Annotated in this window: 21 protein-coding genes, 1 pseudogene and 1 other annotated feature; of the genes and pseudogenes, 2 read left to right on the top strand and 20 right to left on the bottom strand. The window is 46.2% G+C overall.

The features are described 5' to 3' along the window. Positions 1-33: 33 nt before the first annotated feature. The 8 genes and pseudogenes from CHX35_RS12710 to CHX35_RS12745 all read right to left on the bottom strand — a co-directional run bounded on the left by CHX35_RS12710 (position 34) and on the right by CHX35_RS12745 (position 8744). The gene (locus CHX35_RS12710) at positions 34-507 is read right to left on the bottom strand and encodes a ribonuclease H-like YkuK family protein (RefSeq protein ID WP_091837972.1); all 474 of its coding nucleotides are present in this window, start codon (positions 505-507) and stop codon (positions 34-36) included. A gap of 64 nt (positions 508-571) precedes the next feature. Continuing rightward, on the bottom strand, positions 572-1453 hold the full coding sequence (rsmA, locus tag CHX35_RS12715) for a 16S rRNA (adenine(1518)-N(6)/adenine(1519)-N(6))-dimethyltransferase RsmA (RefSeq protein WP_245838796.1): 882 nt from the start codon (positions 1451-1453) through the stop codon (positions 572-574). After that, entirely contained in the window at positions 1446-1982 is a 537-nt protein-coding gene (rnmV, locus tag CHX35_RS12720) for a ribonuclease M5 (RefSeq protein ID WP_245838798.1), read from the bottom strand. The genes rsmA and rnmV overlap by 8 nt, the downstream gene beginning before the upstream one ends. Positions 1983-2100: 118 nt before the next feature. Further along, positions 2101-2895: a TatD family hydrolase gene (locus CHX35_RS12725; RefSeq protein WP_091837978.1), complete on the bottom strand. Its 795-nt coding sequence runs from the start codon at positions 2893-2895 to the stop codon at positions 2101-2103. A gap of 20 nt (positions 2896-2915) precedes the next feature. Beyond that, a complete protein-coding gene (gene lepB / locus CHX35_RS12730) occupies positions 2916-3434 on the bottom strand; it encodes a signal peptidase I (protein ID WP_245838800.1) in 519 nt (172 codons plus the stop codon). A gap of 75 nt (positions 3435-3509) precedes the next feature. After that, positions 3510-5498 (bottom strand): annotated as a pseudogene (gene metG, locus CHX35_RS12735) (methionine--tRNA ligase); the annotation flags it as partial. Positions 5499-5534: 36 nt separating this feature from the next. Continuing rightward, positions 5535-5778, bottom strand: a binding site (T-box leader). A gap of 87 nt (positions 5779-5865) precedes the next feature. Then, positions 5866-7722 (bottom strand): ATP-binding protein, encoded by a 1857-nt coding sequence (locus CHX35_RS12740; protein ID WP_091837982.1) that lies wholly within the window; start codon positions 7720-7722, stop codon positions 5866-5868. A gap of 65 nt (positions 7723-7787) precedes the next feature. Further along, complete coding sequence (locus CHX35_RS12745; protein ID WP_091837984.1) at positions 7788-8744, bottom strand: DNA double-strand break repair nuclease NurA; 957 nt, start codon at positions 8742-8744, stop codon at positions 7788-7790. A 280-nt stretch (positions 8745-9024) separates the two neighbouring features. Here CHX35_RS12745 and CHX35_RS12750 point away from each other — a divergent pair, with 280 nt between their 5' ends. Beyond that, positions 9025-9297, top strand: coding sequence for an AbrB/MazE/SpoVT family DNA-binding domain-containing protein (locus tag CHX35_RS12750; protein WP_091837986.1), 273 nt, complete (start codon positions 9025-9027; stop codon positions 9295-9297). A 137-nt stretch (positions 9298-9434) separates the two neighbouring features. Here CHX35_RS12750 and CHX35_RS12755 read toward each other — a convergent pair whose 3' ends face one another. The 11 genes from CHX35_RS12755 to CHX35_RS12805 all read right to left on the bottom strand — a co-directional run bounded on the left by CHX35_RS12755 (position 9435) and on the right by CHX35_RS12805 (position 18608). Continuing rightward, complete coding sequence (locus CHX35_RS12755; RefSeq protein ID WP_091837987.1) at positions 9435-10400, bottom strand: DUF7916 family protein; 966 nt, start codon at positions 10398-10400, stop codon at positions 9435-9437. Between the two features lie 4 nt (positions 10401-10404). Next, on the bottom strand, positions 10405-11871 hold the full coding sequence (locus CHX35_RS12760) for a PTS transporter subunit EIIC (protein WP_091837989.1): 1467 nt from the start codon (positions 11869-11871) through the stop codon (positions 10405-10407). 318 nt (positions 11872-12189) lie between these two features. Continuing rightward, positions 12190-13080, bottom strand: a complete 891-nt coding sequence (gene rsmI / locus CHX35_RS12765) for a 16S rRNA (cytidine(1402)-2'-O)-methyltransferase (RefSeq protein ID WP_245838802.1) — start codon at positions 13078-13080, stop codon at positions 12190-12192. Continuing rightward, positions 13055-13342 (bottom strand): GIY-YIG nuclease family protein, encoded by a 288-nt coding sequence (locus tag CHX35_RS12770; protein ID WP_091837992.1) that lies wholly within the window; start codon positions 13340-13342, stop codon positions 13055-13057. Before CHX35_RS12770 ends, rsmI begins: the two co-directional genes overlap by 26 nt. 182 nt (positions 13343-13524) lie before the next feature. Further along, the gene (gene yabA, locus CHX35_RS12775) at positions 13525-13887 is read right to left on the bottom strand and encodes a DNA replication initiation control protein YabA (RefSeq protein WP_091837993.1); all 363 of its coding nucleotides are present in this window, start codon (positions 13885-13887) and stop codon (positions 13525-13527) included. An 80-nt stretch (positions 13888-13967) separates the two neighbouring features. Beyond that, positions 13968-14771 (bottom strand): PSP1 domain-containing protein, encoded by an 804-nt coding sequence (locus tag CHX35_RS12780; protein ID WP_091837995.1) that lies wholly within the window; start codon positions 14769-14771, stop codon positions 13968-13970. Beyond that, positions 14731-15753 carry a DNA polymerase III subunit delta' gene (gene holB / locus CHX35_RS12785; RefSeq protein ID WP_091837997.1) on the bottom strand — a complete coding sequence of 341 codons (1023 nt, stop codon included), beginning with the start codon at positions 15751-15753 and terminating at the stop codon, positions 14731-14733. Before holB ends, CHX35_RS12780 begins: the two co-directional genes overlap by 41 nt. Positions 15754-15792: 39 nt before the next feature. Then, the gene (locus CHX35_RS12790; RefSeq protein WP_091837999.1) at positions 15793-16122 is read right to left on the bottom strand and encodes a cyclic-di-AMP receptor; all 330 of its coding nucleotides are present in this window, start codon (positions 16120-16122) and stop codon (positions 15793-15795) included. Between the two features lie 62 nt (positions 16123-16184). Further along, positions 16185-16814 (bottom strand): dTMP kinase, encoded by a 630-nt coding sequence (gene tmk / locus CHX35_RS12795; protein WP_091838001.1) that lies wholly within the window; start codon positions 16812-16814, stop codon positions 16185-16187. Between the two features lie 33 nt (positions 16815-16847). After that, positions 16848-18266, bottom strand: coding sequence for an aminotransferase class I/II-fold pyridoxal phosphate-dependent enzyme (locus CHX35_RS12800; protein ID WP_091838003.1), 1419 nt, complete (start codon positions 18264-18266; stop codon positions 16848-16850). A 48-nt stretch (positions 18267-18314) separates the two neighbouring features. Further along, positions 18315-18608, bottom strand: coding sequence for a sigma factor G inhibitor Gin (locus tag CHX35_RS12805; protein WP_342743135.1), 294 nt, complete (start codon positions 18606-18608; stop codon positions 18315-18317). A 137-nt stretch (positions 18609-18745) separates the two neighbouring features. Here CHX35_RS12805 and CHX35_RS18045 point away from each other — a divergent pair, with 137 nt between their 5' ends. Continuing rightward, positions 18746-18868, top strand: a complete 123-nt coding sequence (locus CHX35_RS18045) for a hypothetical protein (RefSeq protein ID WP_281252087.1) — start codon at positions 18746-18748, stop codon at positions 18866-18868. A gap of 112 nt (positions 18869-18980) precedes the next feature. Here CHX35_RS18045 and CHX35_RS12815 read toward each other — a convergent pair whose 3' ends face one another. Next, positions 18981-20096: an MBL fold metallo-hydrolase gene (locus CHX35_RS12815; RefSeq protein WP_245838803.1), complete on the bottom strand. Its 1116-nt coding sequence runs from the start codon at positions 20094-20096 to the stop codon at positions 18981-18983. Between the last annotated feature and the right edge of the window lie 339 nt (positions 20097-20435).

A 20435-nucleotide genomic window follows, 5' to 3' on the forward strand; every position in this document is an offset into this window, starting at 1 on the left:
GAAAAATAAACCCCCCAATCGGGGGGTTATTCATTATTTAGTAAAGCGATCAGCTACCGCACTCGCAGCATAAGCATCCGGTTTGATTTTGGCAGTGTAACCGACGGCTGTCACCCACCCTACCACTTCCTGAATCAACTTCCTCGTTTCACCTTTACGACCCACATCCAGATGTACTTCCACAGGAAGGTCCCAGGAAGCACTAAAGAAATCTTTCTCCTTAAGCATGTCCATGCATGCTAGACTGTACTCCGTCTCTTTATAGATCCGATATCGCAAGTCAAGCAAAGGACGGCTTTTTTTCTTTGAGTAATAAAACAGCGCGCCTTTTCCAACACGATGAATGATAATCGCCGTCACAAACAACGTTCCGCGATGACTGGTTTGTGAATCGGTACCGATCACCATTTTATAGGTTGAGGAACGATCTTCCTCAATATACGCGTAGATTTCTGAGATCATCTGATCGAGTTCTAAACGGCCTTTGCGAGGATGGAAGAATTGCAATGGGTTCCCCTCCGGGCTCTACCGAACCATGTCGGTAACTTCTACCCTACTATTATATGAATCATCAAGCGTGTTCATCCAATCGTTCGTCTAGAAAGTTGGTAAAATGGGCGAACTCTTCAAGGGAGAGTGTCTCTCCCCTGCGTTTCGGGTCGATCCCTGCCTCCTCTAGCCAAAGAGTAATTTCTCCTTTACGCTTGCCACCAAAGAGACCAGCAGAAATCGCATTCGGAAGGGTTTTTCGCCGCTGTCCAAATGACGCCCGAACCACCCTGAAAAACAAACCCTCATTGTTTACAGCCACTGGAGGCTTAGGACGAATCTTTAACCGAATGACTGCAGAATCCACTTGAGGTGGCGGCATAAATACATGGGCAGGTACCAGGGTCACCCACTCAGGTTCTGTAAAATATTGCGTGGTAACGGTAATCGATCCATATGCTTTGGTACCCGGTTCTGAGGTCAATCGTTCAGCGACTTCCTTTTGTACCATAATGACAATGGAATCAAGAGGAAGGCGCTCCTCCAAGAGACGCATCAGAATCGGGGACGTAACATAATAAGGGAGATTCGCTACGACATGACGCTTTTTACAATCACCCAGGTGCTCCTCAATTACCTGATGAAGATCAACCTTCATTGCATCACCATGGAGAATCGTTACATGAGGATAGGCAACAAAGAGCTCTTGCAAAATCGGGAGAAGGCGTTGATCGAGCTCAACTGCGATCACGGACTTCGCTTCTTCCGCAAGATGTTCCGTCAACGCACCAATCCCAGGACCAATCTCCAATACACCCGCGTTCTCATCTAAATCTGCAGCTTCTACAATTTGGTGTAAAACATGATCCTCTGTAAGAAAATTTTGGCCCAGGCTCTTTTTTAAATGCAACCCATGGCGACGTAATATTTCTCTAGTGCGAGTAGTAATTCTTCCTTCAGCCACGGGTTTCCTCCCTTTCTTCTTCAACACGAGAGAGTGCTTCTTCAAATTCTTCTCGAGTAATGCGCAAAAGATGCAATCGCTTGTAGAATTGCTTCCCGTTGGCATAGCCAATGCCTAGCATTTCCGCCAACCGTTCGCGCATTTTACTAGCACCCTTCCCTCCAACAAGCCCTGCCTTTAAATACGTTTCCCAGGAGATAGAGGGAACCTCTGTACCATCCTCCGTGCGAGCATCCGAGAGTGCAGATTGTATTGCCTCTGGCGTGGCGTGTTCCACCCCTAGCCCCTTATCTCCACGGGCTTCATTTCTCGGAAGAAAAGCTTGTCGGCAACCAGGTACTTCTTGAGAAATAATGCGTCGAATTCGTTCTCCCGCTCCATCGGGGTCAGTAAAAATGATCACACCCCGCCGCTCTTGGGCACGTTTCACCGCAGCAATGACATCGGAACCAACCGCAGAGCCCCTCGTCTCCAATGTATCAGCTTCGACCGCCTTTAATACAGCAACAGTATCATTTTTTCCTTCCACCACGATCACTTCGCGGATTTTTCGACGTTGATTTGTCTGCTCTTTAATCGTTATTCATCCCTTACGACAGCAAAATCTCTTTTCTTCATCGAGTTTTCACTGGTTCATTTACTACAAACTATTTTCCTTCAGAAGTTGATCCTGCTTCGATTTGAAAGAGACGGCACGCGTTAGCGAAGGTTTGAGCTGCCACATCCGCAAAGGAGATCTCCCGTAGGATTGCAATTTGTTCAGCCACCAGACTGACATAGCCTGTTTCATTGCGTTTTCCCCGATGGGGATGAGGAGCGAGATAGGGCGCGTCTGTTTCGATCAATAGTCTATCCAATGGAACGCGTTTCGCTACCTCTTTGGGATCGTGGGCATTTTTAAAGGTAACTGGACCCCCTAAGCCCAGATAAAACCCGAGGTCAAGGCACTGTTCTGCCAAGGACCAATCCCCACTAAAGCAATGCATAACCCCACCTACCTCCGATGCCTTCTCTTCCCTTAGGATACGAAGAACATCCTCATCCGCTTCACGGTTATGGATGATAATCGGTAGTTTTAACTCCCTGGCAAGTCGAATTTGTTGGCGAAATACACTCTCTTGAATCCCTTTCGGAGAAGTGTCCCAATGATAATCGAGCCCCATCTCACCCAGAGCGACCACTTTGGGGTGATCACAGAGCTCTTCCAACCAATCCAAATCCTCCACAGTCATCTCCACAGCATCCACTGGATGCCACCCCACCGAACTGTATATAAAATCATAGGTTTCTGCTAAAGCGATCGAGGTCGGAATGGATTCTCGGTCACATCCGATATTAAGAATGCGAGTCACCTTGTACTCCTCTTTCGCACGTCGAATCGTTTCTACTTGATCCTCAACAAATTGACTTGCATTTAAATGTGTATGGCTATCAAATAACACTCGTTCTTCAACCTCCTCCCTTAAGGAAATAGCAATTTCATTTCCTTTAGGGGCATTAACTGAACATCGGCACGCCCTGCGATTTCATTAATGGCAATGGGCCCGATTTCACGACTATCTCGACTCCGGTTGCGATTGTCACCCATGGCAAACACATGATCTTTCGGGACGACCGTTACGGGTAACGATTTCTCAATCATTTTCTCATTGAGATAAGTCTCTTTTAAAGCCTTCCCGTTACGATACACTTTACCATCACGAACTTGTATGCGATCTCCTTCTTTGCCAATCACGCGCTTGATAAAATCCCGCTGTTCCGAAGTATGGAAAACGATGATATCTCCATATTGCGGGTTCTCAACATCATAAATCCATTTGTTAATAATCAGCAATTCGCTTCCCTTAAAGGTAGGCTCCATCGATTGACCATACACTTCGTAGGGGGCATACAAAAACGAGCGGATAATTAGCACTAAGGCGGCAGCAACTACCACCGCAATGATCCATTCCCTTGCTGAGTTCTTCTCTTTCTTTCCCAATCGAACCCCTCCAATTCTTCAATCCGTTGTTTTTCCACCCTTCTTGATCAACCTGAGGCAGATTCGACGGGATCGTTATTTTACTCGTGTTCCATTTGGAATATCTCCAGAGAGTGTAGAGAGTACGAGTCGATCACCTGCTTTTGCTGCTAAGATCATCCCTTCGGAGCGCTCACCACGAAGCTTCGCTGGTTTTAAATTAGCAACAAGAATCACTTTGAGCCCGATCAAAGAAGTTGGTTCATAGTGTTGAGCAATCCCGGCAATCACTTGTCGTTGTTCCCCGCCTAGATCCACCTGAAGTTTCAACAGACGGTCCGCCCCTTTAAGAGGTCCGGCTTCAATGATCTCTGCAACACGTAAGTCCACAGCGGAAAACTGGTCAATCTTAATTAATTCTTCTAAATCGGCTACTCCACTCTCTTGCTTGGTCTTTGTGTCCTCTTTCGCGTCTTCTTTTTCTTTCACGGGGGTTCCTCCCATCTGAAGAACGATCTCCTTCACTTCATCCTCCACATCGAGTCGAGGAAACAAGGGGTTTTTGCGGTGAGTCATCGTTCCGGAAGGAAATCCACCAAACTGACGCAAACTTTCCCAAGCGGTCGTCGATTCGTCCTCTACTAATCCCAACTGCTCCCACATCTCTGTTGGTGTACGTACCAAGAATGGCTGAATTAGCACACTAACATATCGTAGCGCCTCTACCACATGGTACAGAACGGAGCCTAATTTCTCTTTATTCGCTGGGTCTTTTGCCAACTCCCACGGCATCGTTCCTTCTAAATAACGATTCGTTCCTCGAATTAGTTCCCAAATCGACGTGAGTGCCATGGAAAATTGCATTTGATCCATATAATTTTCCACTTTCGTGACCGTTTCTTCTGCAAGTTGAACCAGTCTCTGGTCATGATCGGTACCATCAATCACCCGTTTAGGAACTTTGCCCTCCGCATATTTCTTTACCATCGTTAAGCTGCGATGTAACAGATTGCCGAGATCATTGGCCAGATCAGCGTTCGTCCGTTCCACAAATCCTTCCGGTGTAAAGACACCATCATAACCAAAGGGAACTTCCCGCAAGAGAAAATAACGAACGCGATCCAAACCATAGCGATCAATGAGCGGGACCGGATCGACCACATTTCCTTTAGATTTAGACATTTTCCCATCCTTCATCATGAAGAAACCATGGCCAAAAACTTGCTTAGGTAAGGGAATATCTAACGCCATCAACATAATGGGCCAGTAAATCGTATGAAAACGAATAATATCCTTTCCAACGAGATGGACATTGGCCGGCCAGTATTTTTGGTATTTTTCATCCTGGTCCGTTCCATATCCTAAGGCGGAAATATAGTTGGTTAAGGCATCGATCCAAACATACATCACATGTTTTGGATTTTCCGGAACAGGAATCCCCCAGTCAAATGTCGTACGAGAGACCGCTAAATCCTCCAACCCTGGCTTAATAAAGTTCTGGATCATCTCGTTTTTACGACTTTCCGGTTGGATGAAATCCGGGTTCTCTTCGTAATACTTCAAAAGGCGCTCTGCATACTTACTTGTACGAAAGAAATAGCTTTCCTCCCGCATTTTTTCAACTGAGCGACCGCAATCAGGACAGTTCCCCTCGTTTAATTGCCGCTCTGTCCAAAAAGATTCACATGGAGTGCAGTACCAACCTTCGTACTCATCAAGATAAATATCACCTTGGTCCAACAGTCGTTTAAAAATCCTTTGCGCCACTTGTTTATGACGCTCTTCACTTGTACGAATAAAATCATCATAGGAAATCGCTAGTTTGGACCATAAGGCTTGAATTCCCTCCACAATCCCATTTACAAAAGTTTGTGGATCCTGACCTTGTTCTTTCGCTCTTCTCTCGATCTTTTGACCATGTTCATCCGTCCCCGTCAAATACATGACATCATAGCCACGAAGACGCTTATAACGGGCCATCGCATCCCCAGCCACGGTTGTATATGCATGACCAATATGCAGGTTATCATTGGGGTAATAAATAGGGGTTGTAATATAAAATGCGGGTTTCTTAGACATCGCTTCGCTCTCCTTTTTACAAACTAAAAAGCCCTCCCCCGATCATGGGGCGAAGGCTGCTTCGCGGTACCACCCAAGTTCGCCGCTTCCTCACGGTAAGCGGCCTTAACCAGTGAACTCACTGCCCATTAACGTCGGGACACGCCCTCTCTTACCACCAGAATCACAGTATTCAAAGAGGGTTCTCAGGGGCCATGTTCCCCTCGTATCCCTATACCGGCTTTCACCTAACCCGGCTCTCTTTTGATAGGTACACGAGGATACTCCTCCCCGTCGACAAATTCTCACGTATTCAATTAGCGCAATGACTCAACTATACCAACCATTATAGTCAATCTAGCTAAATAATATCAACATTGACCGTGAACTTTTCCTAATTATCCCTTTCCTGTAGCGGTTGATCATAGCGCGTGACAAAGGGGGATTCTTTTTTGACAATCACCCCTTGGCTTGTCCATCGCTCTAATTCTTGTTTAAAACGATGAACCTCCCAGTTACTACCACACTCTCGATTCACTTGCGTCAAGACATCGAGTAAATCCGTGTCAAATATGGGGAGATGGTTTGTTACCACCCGAAGCACCTGATCGTCTTGTTCAACGCGAATGGCACGTAATTCGTCAAAAGGGTTGGATACATGGGGACTATGCGTATAGGACGCCCTGACTCTCACAAATACCGTGCGCCCATATACGGCAGAAGAAATGAAGGTATCCCCTGAGCGCAGGTATGGTAGACGTCGACCTTCTTCTTGAGTAAGATCCGTCTCCTCCCGCAAAGTAGCAATATCCGTCCCACGTACCGTTCGAAAGACAAACTTGGTGTTTAATTGAGCGGTAATCGTCTCATCAAGCAACGTCGGTCGCTGCGTCGCCAAAATCAAAAAGGCTCCATATTTACGCCCCTCTTGGGCGATCTCCTTAAGTGCCTTCTTTGGCGGGGCATCCACCCCCTTTGGGGCAAAATTGTGGGCCTCATCCGTCACAATGACAAACGGCGGAAAAAACCGCCCCTCTTCCCCATTCATCCGTGCATCTCGGTATTCTCTTCGTTTTCGATACACCGCATTGACCACATATGTAGAGAAGACCTGTAGTAACCAAGTATCCCCTTGAATAACAACCAACCGCCCTTGTTCCAGTCCTTGTTCCACTGCCCGAATATCCTGGGTAAACAGCCCGGCCTTCTCCAATCGATCCAGACGCCACTTCACCCCTTTGACAGAAGAGAGTGGTAAGCTTCCATACTGGGAAAGCAATTCTAATAAACTTTTTGTCCGCTCTACCTCTGTGGGTGTAAGACCATCCTCATGAACCCGCTTTTTCAGCCCCTTCTCTCCCTCTTCAATGGCTTGAGCTACGTTCCCAAGTCGATCACTAAAGGACTGGAAACTGTCTCGGCGCTTGTGTAAGGATTGGACCACATTGCTCATGGGATCTGTCAAACCCCCTCCTGAAGCACCCAGTAAATTGACTAACTCCTTTGCTGACAAATCCGGAAAATGGATACCAACCTCACGCCCGATTTGCACAGCTAACCAACGATCCGCAAAATCAGGCGCATCCGTACCCCATTCTGGCACCTTCTCTTTAAAACTCATCTCGAAGTGAGGATCAAAAACCAGGGTTGGCACTTGTAGCTTCATCATCTCCTCTAGAATCACGCGCAAACCAAAGGATTTTCCCGAACCTGATCCCCCAAACACCCCAATATGGGGATATTGTTGCATCGTTCGTATATCAAATAAAAATGGAACCCCCTGTTGCTCTCTCCATTCACCCTCCTCAATTAAGCGAACCCGATTCTGTAAATCAGGGTCCACCGTATCCCCCAGCGCATCCGTACCCCGAATCTCTCCCAATACCATCCCATCATCTGGATCCGCCTTCACCAATAACCTCCGCACTTCCTCAAATCGCGGCGCTCGCGCAGACACCCCAGTCCGTATAGGATGAGGCGCTTCGGCAAATAATCGCACCTTGGCAACATTCACCTCATCTGAACCGATATCATACCCAATCTGCTCTAAGGATTGAATCACTTGGGTATCAACGACGGATTTGTCCATCCCCATCGGAATCAATCGATTGTAAGAGAGGGTTTCCACCACTTCGCCACGTGGATGATCCAATGCACGATCTTCCAATACTAAAATTTCATTGATACGAAACTTTCGTTCCTTGGAGGCAACATACACCTCCTGCTGCGTGGTTACCCCTACAACTTGCATTGCTTTCTCCTCCCCTTCTCATGCTCCCTCTGTTTAACTCCAGGTATTTTTCGTCTTCTGTTCTTTTACAAATGCCGATCATTCCGTTTGGGGATCAAGAGACGATGACGTAAATCCGGATCGATATACTGCTCCACCATCCCCCGCACCAACGCATCCGTCACACGGACCTCCCGGTCAACAATATCTAACCACAAGGGAACCCCCCGTCCTTCATTAGGGGTTAACGTATGAACTAATTGAATTAAATGTTCTCGATCTTCTGACTGCGCGAGTAACCCATCGATGCCAACGGGTTGAGGATGTTTAGTTGAGCATAAAACCGCTTTCCAAAGTCCGGTTCCTGGTGGGTCCATCGCCTCCGAGCGATAACATTCCTCTCGTTGAAGTGTACCAAAAAGGAGCTCTCGGTCCGAATAGGTTGTGGAGTGAGAAAATAAGCGACGCGCTAAGCTTTTCGTACCGATCTCCTCCGCTACGCCCACCAAAAGCACACCTTGAGTAATTGCCGCATCCGCTAACCTAGCCCAACCCGATGCATCATCAATTAGAAAATGAAGGAGGGATCCATCCATCATAATAATTTTTGGCTTCCAGCGTTCAATGGCCTCGATCGCCACCTGTATTTCCAAGGAAGCAAGGAGAGACCCCCGCCGTTTGGCCTCCCGCGCCAACTTTCCTTCCTCGTTCTCTTCTTCTTCTTCCAAGAGGGGTGTATATAAATCAGCCGCCCACGTCTCCTCTCCACGTGTCCCCTTTGCTAATGCTTGAAAAAGGGATAAGGTATGTGGATGAGCCCCTGGTGTGGAGTTGACGGATCCGTCAACTCCAACCAACGTCCCCCCTTCCAACCACTTCTCAAGCGTATCCCCGGCCCATTTTTCTACATTAGAAAAAAATCCAAGCGTTTTAAGTTGGTCGCGCAATTGCTCCCGATCAAATACTTGACTAGGATACATTCGACGCAATTCTTGATTCGTTTCGATGATTTTATTTTTTAATTGTCGAGAAACTGACAACATCCCTTTTCCACCTCTTTCCCTCTTGCTAGCCCTTATTATCCAGTTTACAGGAAAAATAAAGCCACGTAATCCCCCAGTGAATAAGGCTTTTATCAACTTGTTTAATTTTGGTAATCTGCTTTTTTTGCTTAAAAAATTTTCTATAAAATTCGCTGGATGTTATATTGACTGTTATGGGAATCGCTGGTATGATGATGTTGATGCTGTTTATGTCGAAATTTGGCGGCATCAAGACCAAGACCAAAAAAAAGATTAAAAGAGTGAGAGGAGACGTTTGATTATGCTAAAATCTACAGGTATTGTACGTAAAGTTGATGAACTCGGCCGGGTGGTTATCCCTATCGAACTCCGTCGCACCCTAGGAATTGGCGAAAAAGATGCTCTTGAAATTTATGTCGACGGAGAGCGAATCGTGCTTAAAAAGTATGAACCAGCTTGTATTTTCACGGGTGAAGTCGATAACACCGTTCGCTATAAAAATAAAGTCGTAAGTCGCAAATGTATTGAAGAAATGCATACGATGCTTAATTCCGACGAAGTAGCATCCAACTAATTCAAATACTATCTCTTTTATCCACACATAGAATTTTTCTACATTCTACATCATTTATAATTTTTTAAATAAAAAGAGAAGAGTCCCTAAACAAATAGGGTTCTCTTCTCTTTTTATTTGACCCACTCATTTAGAAATTATCGATGGAGTGAGAGCGCCATACGCCGATAGGTGTGTCGTCTCCCTTTTAATGAAATGGAATATGCATGGATATTCTCTGGCAACGCCATTCCACTAAAGCCCGCATCACCGATATGATAAAGATCACCACCCGCCATTTTCCCATTAATGGCCAACCGCTCGATCACTGTTGGGGTTGCGCTTTCCTGGGAAGTTCCCAGGGTAAGCATGGAAAGAGCGCCTCTTCCCTGACACATGTGTACCCATTCTGCCACATCGGTTGTTGATACCCCTGGGACACTACCGGGTAGTGGTAATAGAATCACATCCGCACCCGCGTGGATCCAGTTCTCTATTTCTGTTTCCGACAACCATCCTCCCTTTGAGGCAACCACCCCCGCATGATGCATTTTCCCTGCCATCAATATTAAATCCGGCCCCAAGGCCCGTCGTAGTACTTTCAATTGTTCTGTAATGGCCATGGGAGTGACTCCCGTCAAGGGGTTCCCTGTAAGGACAATAAAGCGAGCTCCCTGTTCCAACGCCTTTTCTCCGTTCAACAGGGTAGCACGCCTTCCTGTGGGAACGAGCTTGGTTGAAACCTCTGAAGTTACGGGCTCTAGATTGATACCGATGGGACGTCCTACATACCTCTCTACATCCTGAATGGTCCTTCCCAGCCCTAATATCTCTAAGTGCTCAATTAGCAATGGGTCACTCGCTTGGCTGAGCTCTTCTCTTCTTTGTGATGGAAAGCCGCCAATCTTTGGCGAACTCACATCGTATTTATTTAGCAGAATGAGATCCGCCCCAAAGGCAGCGGCAATTTCCACATTACTACACCCATCCACGAGCGGCAATGCGGGTGCAACCATTTCAGTAACGACGGTTCGTCCTTCGGATTGCTTCATCGCACAGAGCAACTCTCGGCCGGTCATTTTTATTAATTCTGCGGGGGTCGCATCGATTAATCGCTTGACCATCGATTCAGTGCTCTTCCCGACCCATCAAGCGAATGATTCGATCACGTAATCGCTCAGATTGGGTACCAAATACCGCTTGATAATATCCTTTACCAACCCGAATAACCCCAGCGGCCCCTAACGTTTTCAAACGATCTTGGTCCAACTTTGAATCATCCTTAATCGTCATGCGCAATCGTGTAATACAGGCATCGAGTTCTTCTACATTCTCCTTGCCGCCGATTGCTGCAAGCACTTCCACTGCTAATGGATCTAAATCACGGTCCACCCTTTGTATCCCCTCATCTTGCTCCTCTCCCTCCTCCAGTCGTCCTGGAGTAGGCAATTGAAACCGGCGAATCACCGCACGGAAGATCCCATAATATAACGCTCCATACCCCAGACCTACAGGGATAATCAACCAGGCCTTTGTCGCTCTTGTAAAGTTGAGTAGGTAATCAATCAACCCTGCGGAGAAACCAAATCCGTGCTTTACTCCAAGTGCGTCCATGATAACCAAGGAGAACCCCGTGAGCACCGCATGAATGCCATAGAGCACAGGGGCTAAAAACATAAAAGCATACTCAATGGGTTCGGTTATCCCCGTAACAAAAGCAGTTAGCGCCGCTGCCATCAACACACCTGCAGTTGCTTTTCGTTGGGAGGGTTTTGCCTCATGTACCATGGCTAAACAAGCCCCTGGAAGGGCAAACATCATAATGGGATAAAAACCGGCCATGAAGCTCCCTGCAGTTGGATCACCAGCAAAGAAGCGATGAAGATCCCCTCTGATCACTTCCCCTGAGGCATTTGTAAACTGACCCACATCAAACCAAACCAAAGCATTTAAGATATGATGCAAACCAAAGGGAAGTAATAACCGATTAAGAAACCCATAGCCGAAAAGTCCTACTCCCCCCGAATCAACAAGGGCCGTGCCAACCGTACCAATTCCCTCTCGAATCGGCGGCCATATCATCATAAAAAGAATTCCCACAAGCAACATGACAAAGGAGGTAATAATCGGCACAAACCGCTTTCCCCCAAAAAACTGTAACCAATCGGGTAAGCGAATATCCTTGTATTTCCGATACAAATAGGCAGTGATAAGACCCGTAATAATCCCACCCAGCACATCCGTCTGATTGAGCTTTACTTGCCAAGCACTATCCGTCGGTACTTTGGTTTCAAGCCCCACTAACGAATTTAAGATGACATACCCAGCCACTGCTGCTAAACCAGCAGCTCCTGCCCCTCCTGTCATTCCGACAGCCACACCAACCGCAAACAATAAGGGGAGATACATAAAGATCGCATTGCCAGCTGCCATGATCACTTGACCCATTTCAAATATCCAGCTCCCCTTTTCTACAAACGCTGGATGGGTCATGTTGTATCCAAGAGATAATAGAATCGCCGCCGCAGGCATCACCGCTACTGGCAACATCATCGCTTTCCCAACCTGTTGCAACTTTCCAAGAACCCGACTCATAGCCGACCACCTCCGAAAGTCAGAATAGTCCCCCTTTTCGGTGTATAACATTGCTTGCGATTATCGGTTGCATTCACTTGGGGTTGTTATTAAAGGGGTTCTCTTTCATATTATGTGGACTGTCTAGACGCAATGGCTCAACTCCTTTGATTTTCTAGAATTGACTACAAATTGATCTTTCTACTCATTCTCGACATTGGGAAGGAATCCCTTGCAATATATCCCTCCTCTTTGAATAAACCCCTTTTAGGATCTTGTTTTACGCAACAAAAAAAGCCACCCATCTGTGAGAATTTCTTCGATGAATGGCGTTACTCCTTATTCCTGATCACGGTGATAGGCATTATACACTTCGCGTTTAGGTAGCGAGCGACTCAAAGCCGTCTCCTGAATGGCTTCTTTTTTGCTTTTTCCGCGGCGAATATACCACTCCACATGTTCAATGGGAGTGAGCGCTCGCCACCATTCCTCAGGCTCAGCGGCCTTCTCATCCGTGTCAAGTTGCATCGTCTTTCCTGCAACAATCACCGTCATTTCTCCACGGGGTGTCTCTTCCTCAAACCATTGAACACATTCAGTCAATGTACCTCGCAACCATTCTTCATGCTTTTTCGTCAACTCACGAGCAATCGTTGCGTCGCGATCGCCTAGTACCTTCACCATATCCGCTAATGTTTCTTTAATACGATGAGGTGATTCATAGAACAACAGCGTAGCAGGCACTTCTTCCCACTTAGTTAATTCTTTTTTTCTCTCCTTTGATTGCCGAGGAAGAAAACCAATAAAAAGACAGGGCTGTGGCGGAATACCTGAGGCTACCACTGCGGTGAAAGCAGCATTGGGCCCTGGGATCGGAATAACAGGCACGCCTTGATCGACCGCCTCTTTGACTAAGTCACTACCGGGATCCGATAATCCAGGCATGCCAGCATCGCTCACCAGTGCAATTCGCTCTCCTTGTACCATTCGATTAACCAATTCAAGGCCTCGTCGATGGCGATTGTGTTCATGGTAACTAACGGTAGGCTTCGAAAAGCCCCAGTGGGAAAATAGTTTTTTGGTATGGCGCGTATCTTCACAGGCAACAAAATCTACCATCGCCAGCGTCTCGCGTACCCGCTCACTTGCATCCCCTAAATTTCCAATGGGTGTACCCACAATATAGAGCGCTCCACCATCCTCTTCAAAACTTTTCTGTCTCTGCATCAACCATGCCTCTTTCTGCAATGAGCTGAATTTTTTGCCGCCGCGTCATTCCTTTGATCTCATGTTCTCTTTTGAGGGCCTCGGAATGACTCTCCTGCTCTTCCATCCAACGTAGATGTAGAGGCGCTCTCCCTCTTGTATATTTCGCACCCTTCCCATCACGGTGTTGAGATAACCGGCGCTTCATATGGGTAGTAATTCCGGTATAGTATGTTCCATCCGCACATTCTAAGATATAGACCGTATAGGGACGCTCTCTCTTCATTGTGCTTTTCACACCTTGCCCATGTAATTCCCCATTGATAGGAGGTCGTTCCTCTATCCTTCCTACTTTCTACATCAGCCATATAAAAAAGCGCCGGTCACCCGGCACTCCTTTTTGCTGTCATTCTGATCCTGCCTTCAAAACACAGCCGAGTTCACATGGTTGATTCCTAACGGATTCAATCACTTTTCTTCTTGGGAAGTTTTACTTAAGAAGGAGAGACAAAATAGACAATCCCCATTTCCTCTCATGCTACCATAATGCACATTACATATATGGAATCCCTCATTATATAACCGCGCCAAGTTATCATGACCCTCACCGGAAACCTCTGCTGAGCTTAGATCACTCGGCGTCGTCTCATTCTCATGATTGGTTTGTATTGAATCAAGACGTTCTCGCTTTGCTTGATTCTCTAACTCTAGCCGTGTATTTTCTTCAAGCATCTGCACAATTTGCTCTTTCAACCCGCCCAACTCTTTATAAAGATTACCGATTTGATCTTCGATTTGAGTCATTTGGGCTAAGATCGCCTGCTTGTCCACGCCCCCCACCTCGAATCACCCGTTGTCAGATCTGTACATGTCCATCATCATACCGACGGTATGGCATCCAGTGACATGGTTCACGCTTGGGCTTTAACGACTTCCGCAGGGTGCTCCACGGTACGACCTGATTCGGATAGTTGCACCTGGATGCGACGTTCCAAAAGATTAAGTACCGTGACTCGCCCATCCCCTTCTGGTGTAGTCACCCGCGCTCCAATATCAGGCATTTCCTTCTTTGCTTCTACGTAATTATCGTTTTCATACTTCAAACAGCACATTAGACGACCACATAGTCCGGAAATTTTGGCGGGGTTCAGTGAGAGACTTTGATCCTTAGCCATCTTAATCGACACGGGTTCAAAGTCGCCAAGAAAGGATGAGCAACAAAGAATGCGACCACACGGCCCAATGCCACCCAACATTTTCGCCTCATCACGCACCCCAATCTGACGTAATTCAATTCGGGTACGAAATACAGAGGCAAGATCCCTAACAAGCTCCCTAAAATCAACACGGCCATCCGCAGTAAAGTAAAAAATTATTTTATTGCGGTCAAAGGTGTATTCCGCATCAACAAGCTTCATCTCTAAGCTATGATGCTGGATTTTTTCCAAACAAACAGCCAATGCATCATGTGCTGCCTGTTGGTTTTTCTCCATCAACTCCGTATCATCTGATGATGCTTTTCGAATGACACTTTTGAGAGGAAGAACAACCTCATCCTCTGTCACATACCGAATCCCTGTAACCACAGTCCCATACTCAATTCCACGTACAGTCTCCACAATCACAGGATCATCTCGGCTGATGTCCAGCTCTCCTGGATTAAAATAATATATCTTACCCGCTTGACGGAAACGGACTCCTACGACTGATAACATGTGTGGATCCCCCTTGCATGGCCATTACCAACCTTTCCAACACCGCTTGTGATTGGATCGGTCCAGCCAGTTGACGCCTCGCCTCCATGATGGCGTCCATCGCATTGACAAGACCACGAATGCTCCACTCTGCAGATTGGCGTCGACGAGGTTCATCGTATCCCAGAAAGATCACCGCTTCCCTTCCTAATCGCTCATCGAGAAGGTCACGTAACCAAAGAAGCAAAAGATCAACAATGCGCTCGATTCTCCCTCGGTCGGAAGCCTCTTGAACCAGCCATGATTGCACGGTAATCAAGGCTCCTGATTTTCCAGAAACGATCTCCCCACTCCATTTTATCACTCGCTCGCAAAGCAGGGCAAACCCCTCCTCCTTTGCAATCGCCTCCGCCTCATCAATTCCCCCTGTTAAATGAGAAGATATGGTAGCGATTGGGTTCTCTAATCCTTTATCCACTAAGGATTTTGCAATTTGGTTCGATGACAAAGGGGGAAATTTGACCCACTGACAACGTGAAATGATGGTTGGTAAGATTCCATGAATATTTTCTGTTAGTAACACCGCTACCATACGGGATGTGGGTTCTTCTAAAAATTTTAAAAGGCTATTTGCCGCTTGATTTGTCATTCCTTCAACCTGTTCAATAATCACAACGCGTATAACACCCTCAGCGGGGCTATATGAAAAATCACGTTGTAACTTTCTTACTTGATCAATTTTGATGGATTGTCCATCCGGAGCAATCCAGCGAACTTCTGGGTGATTTCCATGTTCGATTCGTTGACAGGAACGACATTGATCACAGGCATCGCCCCTCGTTTGCTCACAATTAAGTGCCTTTGCAAACTCTAGCGCCATTTGCCGTTTTCCTACACCAAAGGGACCGGAAAAACCATAGGCATGAGCTATTCGGCCCGTAATCAGTCCCTGTTTTAAGAAATGAACCACTCGCTCTTGACCAACGACATCGGTTAAAGCCATTGTCGTCCCCCACTTCTACATTCGTGGTACTTCTTTCTATCAAAACTGGATAAATTGATCGATCGGTAAAATAAAGACGGTTGCACCCCCTACCTGTACTTCAATGGGGTAGGGAACATAAGAATCCGCATTCCCACCCATCGAGGACATCGGTGCCATCACTTGTTCTCTTGATTGACAGTTTTCTTTAATGAGTGTCATGACACCATCCACACGCTCATCTTCAATCCCAATCATAAACGTGGTGTTGCCTGACTTTAAAAATCCACCTGTACTTGCTAATTTTGTAGCTCGTACATTGGCTTCCACAAGCGCGTGGGAAAGACGATTACTATCCTTATCCTGTACGATAGCGATGACCATTTTCATCGAATTCATCCCCTTCAGTCCATCAGTTAAAGTAAACGACACAACTTTCTTCAACCTGTCCATTAATTCTTACCAATGAGATCCATAACCTCTTCACATAACGCTGCAAAAACCACATCCTCATCTTGTGAGGCATCGATCACTCGAATGCGTTGATGATTTTCTCGAGCGAGCGCTAAAAATCCTTGTCGTACACGTTCGTGAAATTGCTTTCCTTTGGCTTCCATTCGGTCCACATATCCACGGGCAGCCAATCGCCGATCACCATCCTCAACGGACAGATCGAGCAAATACGTCCGATCTGCCTGAAGCCCTCCTAGAGCAACCTGGTTGATCTCCTCGACTTCTTGACGATTTCCATCTTCAGGTCCCAACCCTTGATAAACAATACTTGAATCGACAAAGCGGTCACAGAGGACCAGCTTACCAGATGCTAAAGCGGGCCGAATTACTTCTTCCACCAATTGCGCCCGTGAAGCCGCATAGAGAAGGACCTCTGCCTTCAGCGTCATCTCTGTTAATTCAGGAGCTAATAAAATCTCGCGAATGCGGTCTCCCACGGCCGTTCCACCAGGTTCCCGAGTGCACATACAAGGAATTCCCTGCGACTCCAAATATTCATGCAATCGGCGAATCTGAGTCGATTTCCCAGCTCCTTCAGGTCCTTCTAAAGTAATTAACCAACCCTTCACGTTGCGCCTCCACCCCTCAACAATATCGTGGATTTATTGTAACACGACCACTCGAGGGGGAAAACTAGCTCCCAAACCACGTACACGCCCTCCCTCTTTTATGATCGCTTCAATCACTTGAATGCTTTCAATCGATATCCTCTCCCCAGGTAACACCAAAGGAATTCCAGGGGGATAAGGCACAATCATGGATGCTGCCACATAACCAAGGGCCTCTCTTAATGGAACTTCAACCTCCTGCGCTCCGTTCGGCTCCCCTAAACACACTTCGCTTTCACTCATGACGGGGACATGGAGGTTAGGTGCTCTCTTGGTTGCCTTCATTTTTGCGACAGCTTGATCCAATTCTCGTAACCGGTCACACAAAGCGCGAAGATCCGCCACCGTTGTCCCAACAGAGAAGGTGGCTAACAACCGTCGATGATCTGCCAATTCAAAGTAAACATGACGATCTCTTAGCCAATTGAACATGGTGAGCCCTGAAACGCCATTTCGTGCCTGAAGCGTAAGTTTTAGTGGATCTTCACCAGGGATTTCTTCAACCAGTTTCAATGATGCAATCGTATCACGGAGAACCTGGAGCGACCCCAATAATTCCGCTAACATGGAGGATCCTTGAGCAACCATCCATCGACGTGCCAAATCAAGGGACGCCAGCATAGGATAGGAAGGGCTACTGGATTGGATCATACGCAACCCATTCGTTAATCGTTGCTGATCCACCCTTGTTCCCCGTACATGGAGCATCGATGCCATCGTCATCGCAGGCAACATTTTGTGGGTAGATTGAACCGATGCATCTGCCCCCTCCATCATCGCTGAAGGTGGAAGTTTCGGATGAAAAGAAAAATGGGCACCATGCGCTTCATCTACAATTAAGGGAACTCCATATCGGTGACAAACTTCCGCTAACCTTCGAACCGGTTGCACCCTTCCAAAATAATCAGGGCTTGTAATAAACACCCCGCGTATATCGTTATATTTAGCCAGCGCTTGCTCTAAATCCTCGCTTCGTAACGGTAAGAGTTTCTCCGCATTTTTTTGAAGCTTTCCTGAAAGATAAATAGGACGAACTTTCGCCAAAGCACAACCATTAAAAATCGATTGATGGGAATCCCGTTGAACAATAAGTTTTTCCCCGGGTTTACAAAGAGCCATCACTAAGGCTAAATTCCCAGCTGTGGTTCCACCCGTAAGAAAGTATGATCTCTCAGCTCCAAAGGCTTCTGCTGCTAACTCCTGTGCTTCGTCAATCACACCTTCTGGCTGATGAAGATCATCCAACTCTCCCACTTCCGTTAAATCAATCTGTAACATGGCACCAAACCATTTTCTACCCTCAGGATCGAAGGCTATTCCTTGTTTATGACCTGGCACATGAAAATTTCCTTGACTCTGTTTTTGATGGGCCACTAATGCTTCAAAGAGTGGCGCCTGTCTTTGCCTTTCCATCCAGCTTCCTCCCACAAAGAAGCGAGGACTGTAAACAGTCCCCGCTGGTTATGAAAACTGATCGGATATATCCTGCGTCCAAATATTTTTCATTTGCAATACAAAATAGGCGTACTTTTTGTCTTTGACATCCGTGTTGACAATTTCCGCTTCACAGTCGCGACAAATAAACTCGGCCAAGACTGTTATCCCTTCTTGGCACTCTTTTTCACAAACAATGCAGCGGATCTGATCGGTAATGTTGTTCTGCAAGATCGACCCACCTTTGCTTTTTTTCGTCCATCTTTCCCATTCCATTAAATAAATATACACTGACGAAGAAAATTCACGATCGATTTGCATAAGAGTCATCCATGACGAACTGTTCTCATCAGTATACCACGCTTTGTCTAAAAAAGGATGCACAGAGCTTCCTTCAAGCGTGTAGAAACCTTCCAAAAGGGAAGGGTAATACCATACTTGGTATAACGGAGGACACCATGACCAAAACCATCATCCAATGGATTTTTTTAGGTTATGTACCGATCATGGCTACCATGAAGGCTATACTGTATTATATTCACGAGCAACCCAGGGGCAACCCAGGGACAGCAGATGAATAAAATAAAGAAGCACTCCATAATGATTTTATCCCTATACAACTGGTAAAAGCGGCGGTTAAATGACTTGAGCCCGGTAGGTTACCGAGATCAAGTCATTTATATTGGTTTGCTTTCAGTTGTGTGCTCCATGGTAATCACGCCACCAAGGCGCTGATGGGTAATCCCTTTCTCCTACTTCAATCGCTTCACCAATCTGTGGAAAAGCTACAATGAGTCCGTTTTTCTCAGCCAACTTCAACCCGCGCTCAGCTGGGTCCGTCCAATCATGAAAAGCAAGAGTAAAAGATCCCCAATGGATTGGAATCATCACTTTTCCTTTTACATCTTGAAACGCTTGAATGGACTCTTCCGGCTGCATGTGAATCGTTGACCAACGATGATCATATTGTCCAGACTCGATCATGGCAATATCAAAAGGACCATACCTCTCCCCAATCTCCTTAAAGTGAGGTCCGTAGCCACTATCTCCACCAAAAAAAATCTTTTCATCCTGCGCCATCACAACCCATGAGCCCCATAATGTAGTATTTGAAGCGAATAGACCCCTCCCTGAGAAGTGCCTTGCGGGTGTAAATGCGAGGGAAAGCCCATCATATTCCGTCTCTTCCCACCAGTCCAGTTCTTCAATCTTAGCCGAATCCACACCCCATCTGACTAACAGGTTTTTCACTCCAAGGGGGGCATAGAATTTCTTCACTTTCTTTAACTTACGAATAGAGTCATACTCCAAATGATCAAAATGATCATGGGAAATAATCACTGCATCAATAGCCGGCAAATCATCGACCTTCAGTGGGAATTCTTTATTAAATCGCCTACCCCCAATGATCGGAAATGGGGTGGGTGTCGTTCCAAACAGGGGATCAAATAAAATCGTCTTCCCTTTAATCTGTAATAAAACCGTTGAATGTCCCAGCCATGTTACACGAGCCGAACCATTTTCCTTCAATGGAGGTAATTCTACCGATTTGACCGCTAATGGCTTCGTTGGCCTCCGATGAGGATCCTTCTTAAAGTAATCTCCTATCAACGAAATGAAAGTAGCAACATTCGCCTTAATGGGTGTAGGAATGGCATTAACAAACTTTCCATTCGCAAAGTGATCGGATTCTTCATATCGTTGCAATTGTTTAGAAGTAGCTTTCCCTCTGAAAACCTGATATCGATTCATAAAAACCAGAGCAAGAAGTACCATGCTAAAACCGATCGCTACCACTATCCACAGCAATTTCATTCCACCTCTCGTAATTTTCTTTATATTAACTCTTTTAAGCGTTCATTACTAAATTTTATGTGAGTAAGTATCCATTTGAACACTTCCATTTCAATCAAGATACATAAATTAATCACCATCTGTTTTTTCTATTCCTTACTTACTATGTTTCTTTTTAATTCCTTATTCATAATTCATACCCTTATTACTAAATGATTCATCTAAGAGAAACTACAATCCATTTTATTTGTACTCACAAAAAGAAGCACTCACGCAATGTGAGTGCTTCGTGTGTTGCCCGGCAACGCCCTACTCTCCCAGGGGCTCGCGCCCCAAGTACCATCGGCGCAGGAG

Origin of the sequence: Marininema halotolerans (genome assembly GCF_900116235.1) — a bacterium.
In the GTDB taxonomy this organism is placed as follows: domain Bacteria; phylum Bacillota; class Bacilli; order Thermoactinomycetales; family DSM-45169; genus Marininema; species Marininema halotolerans.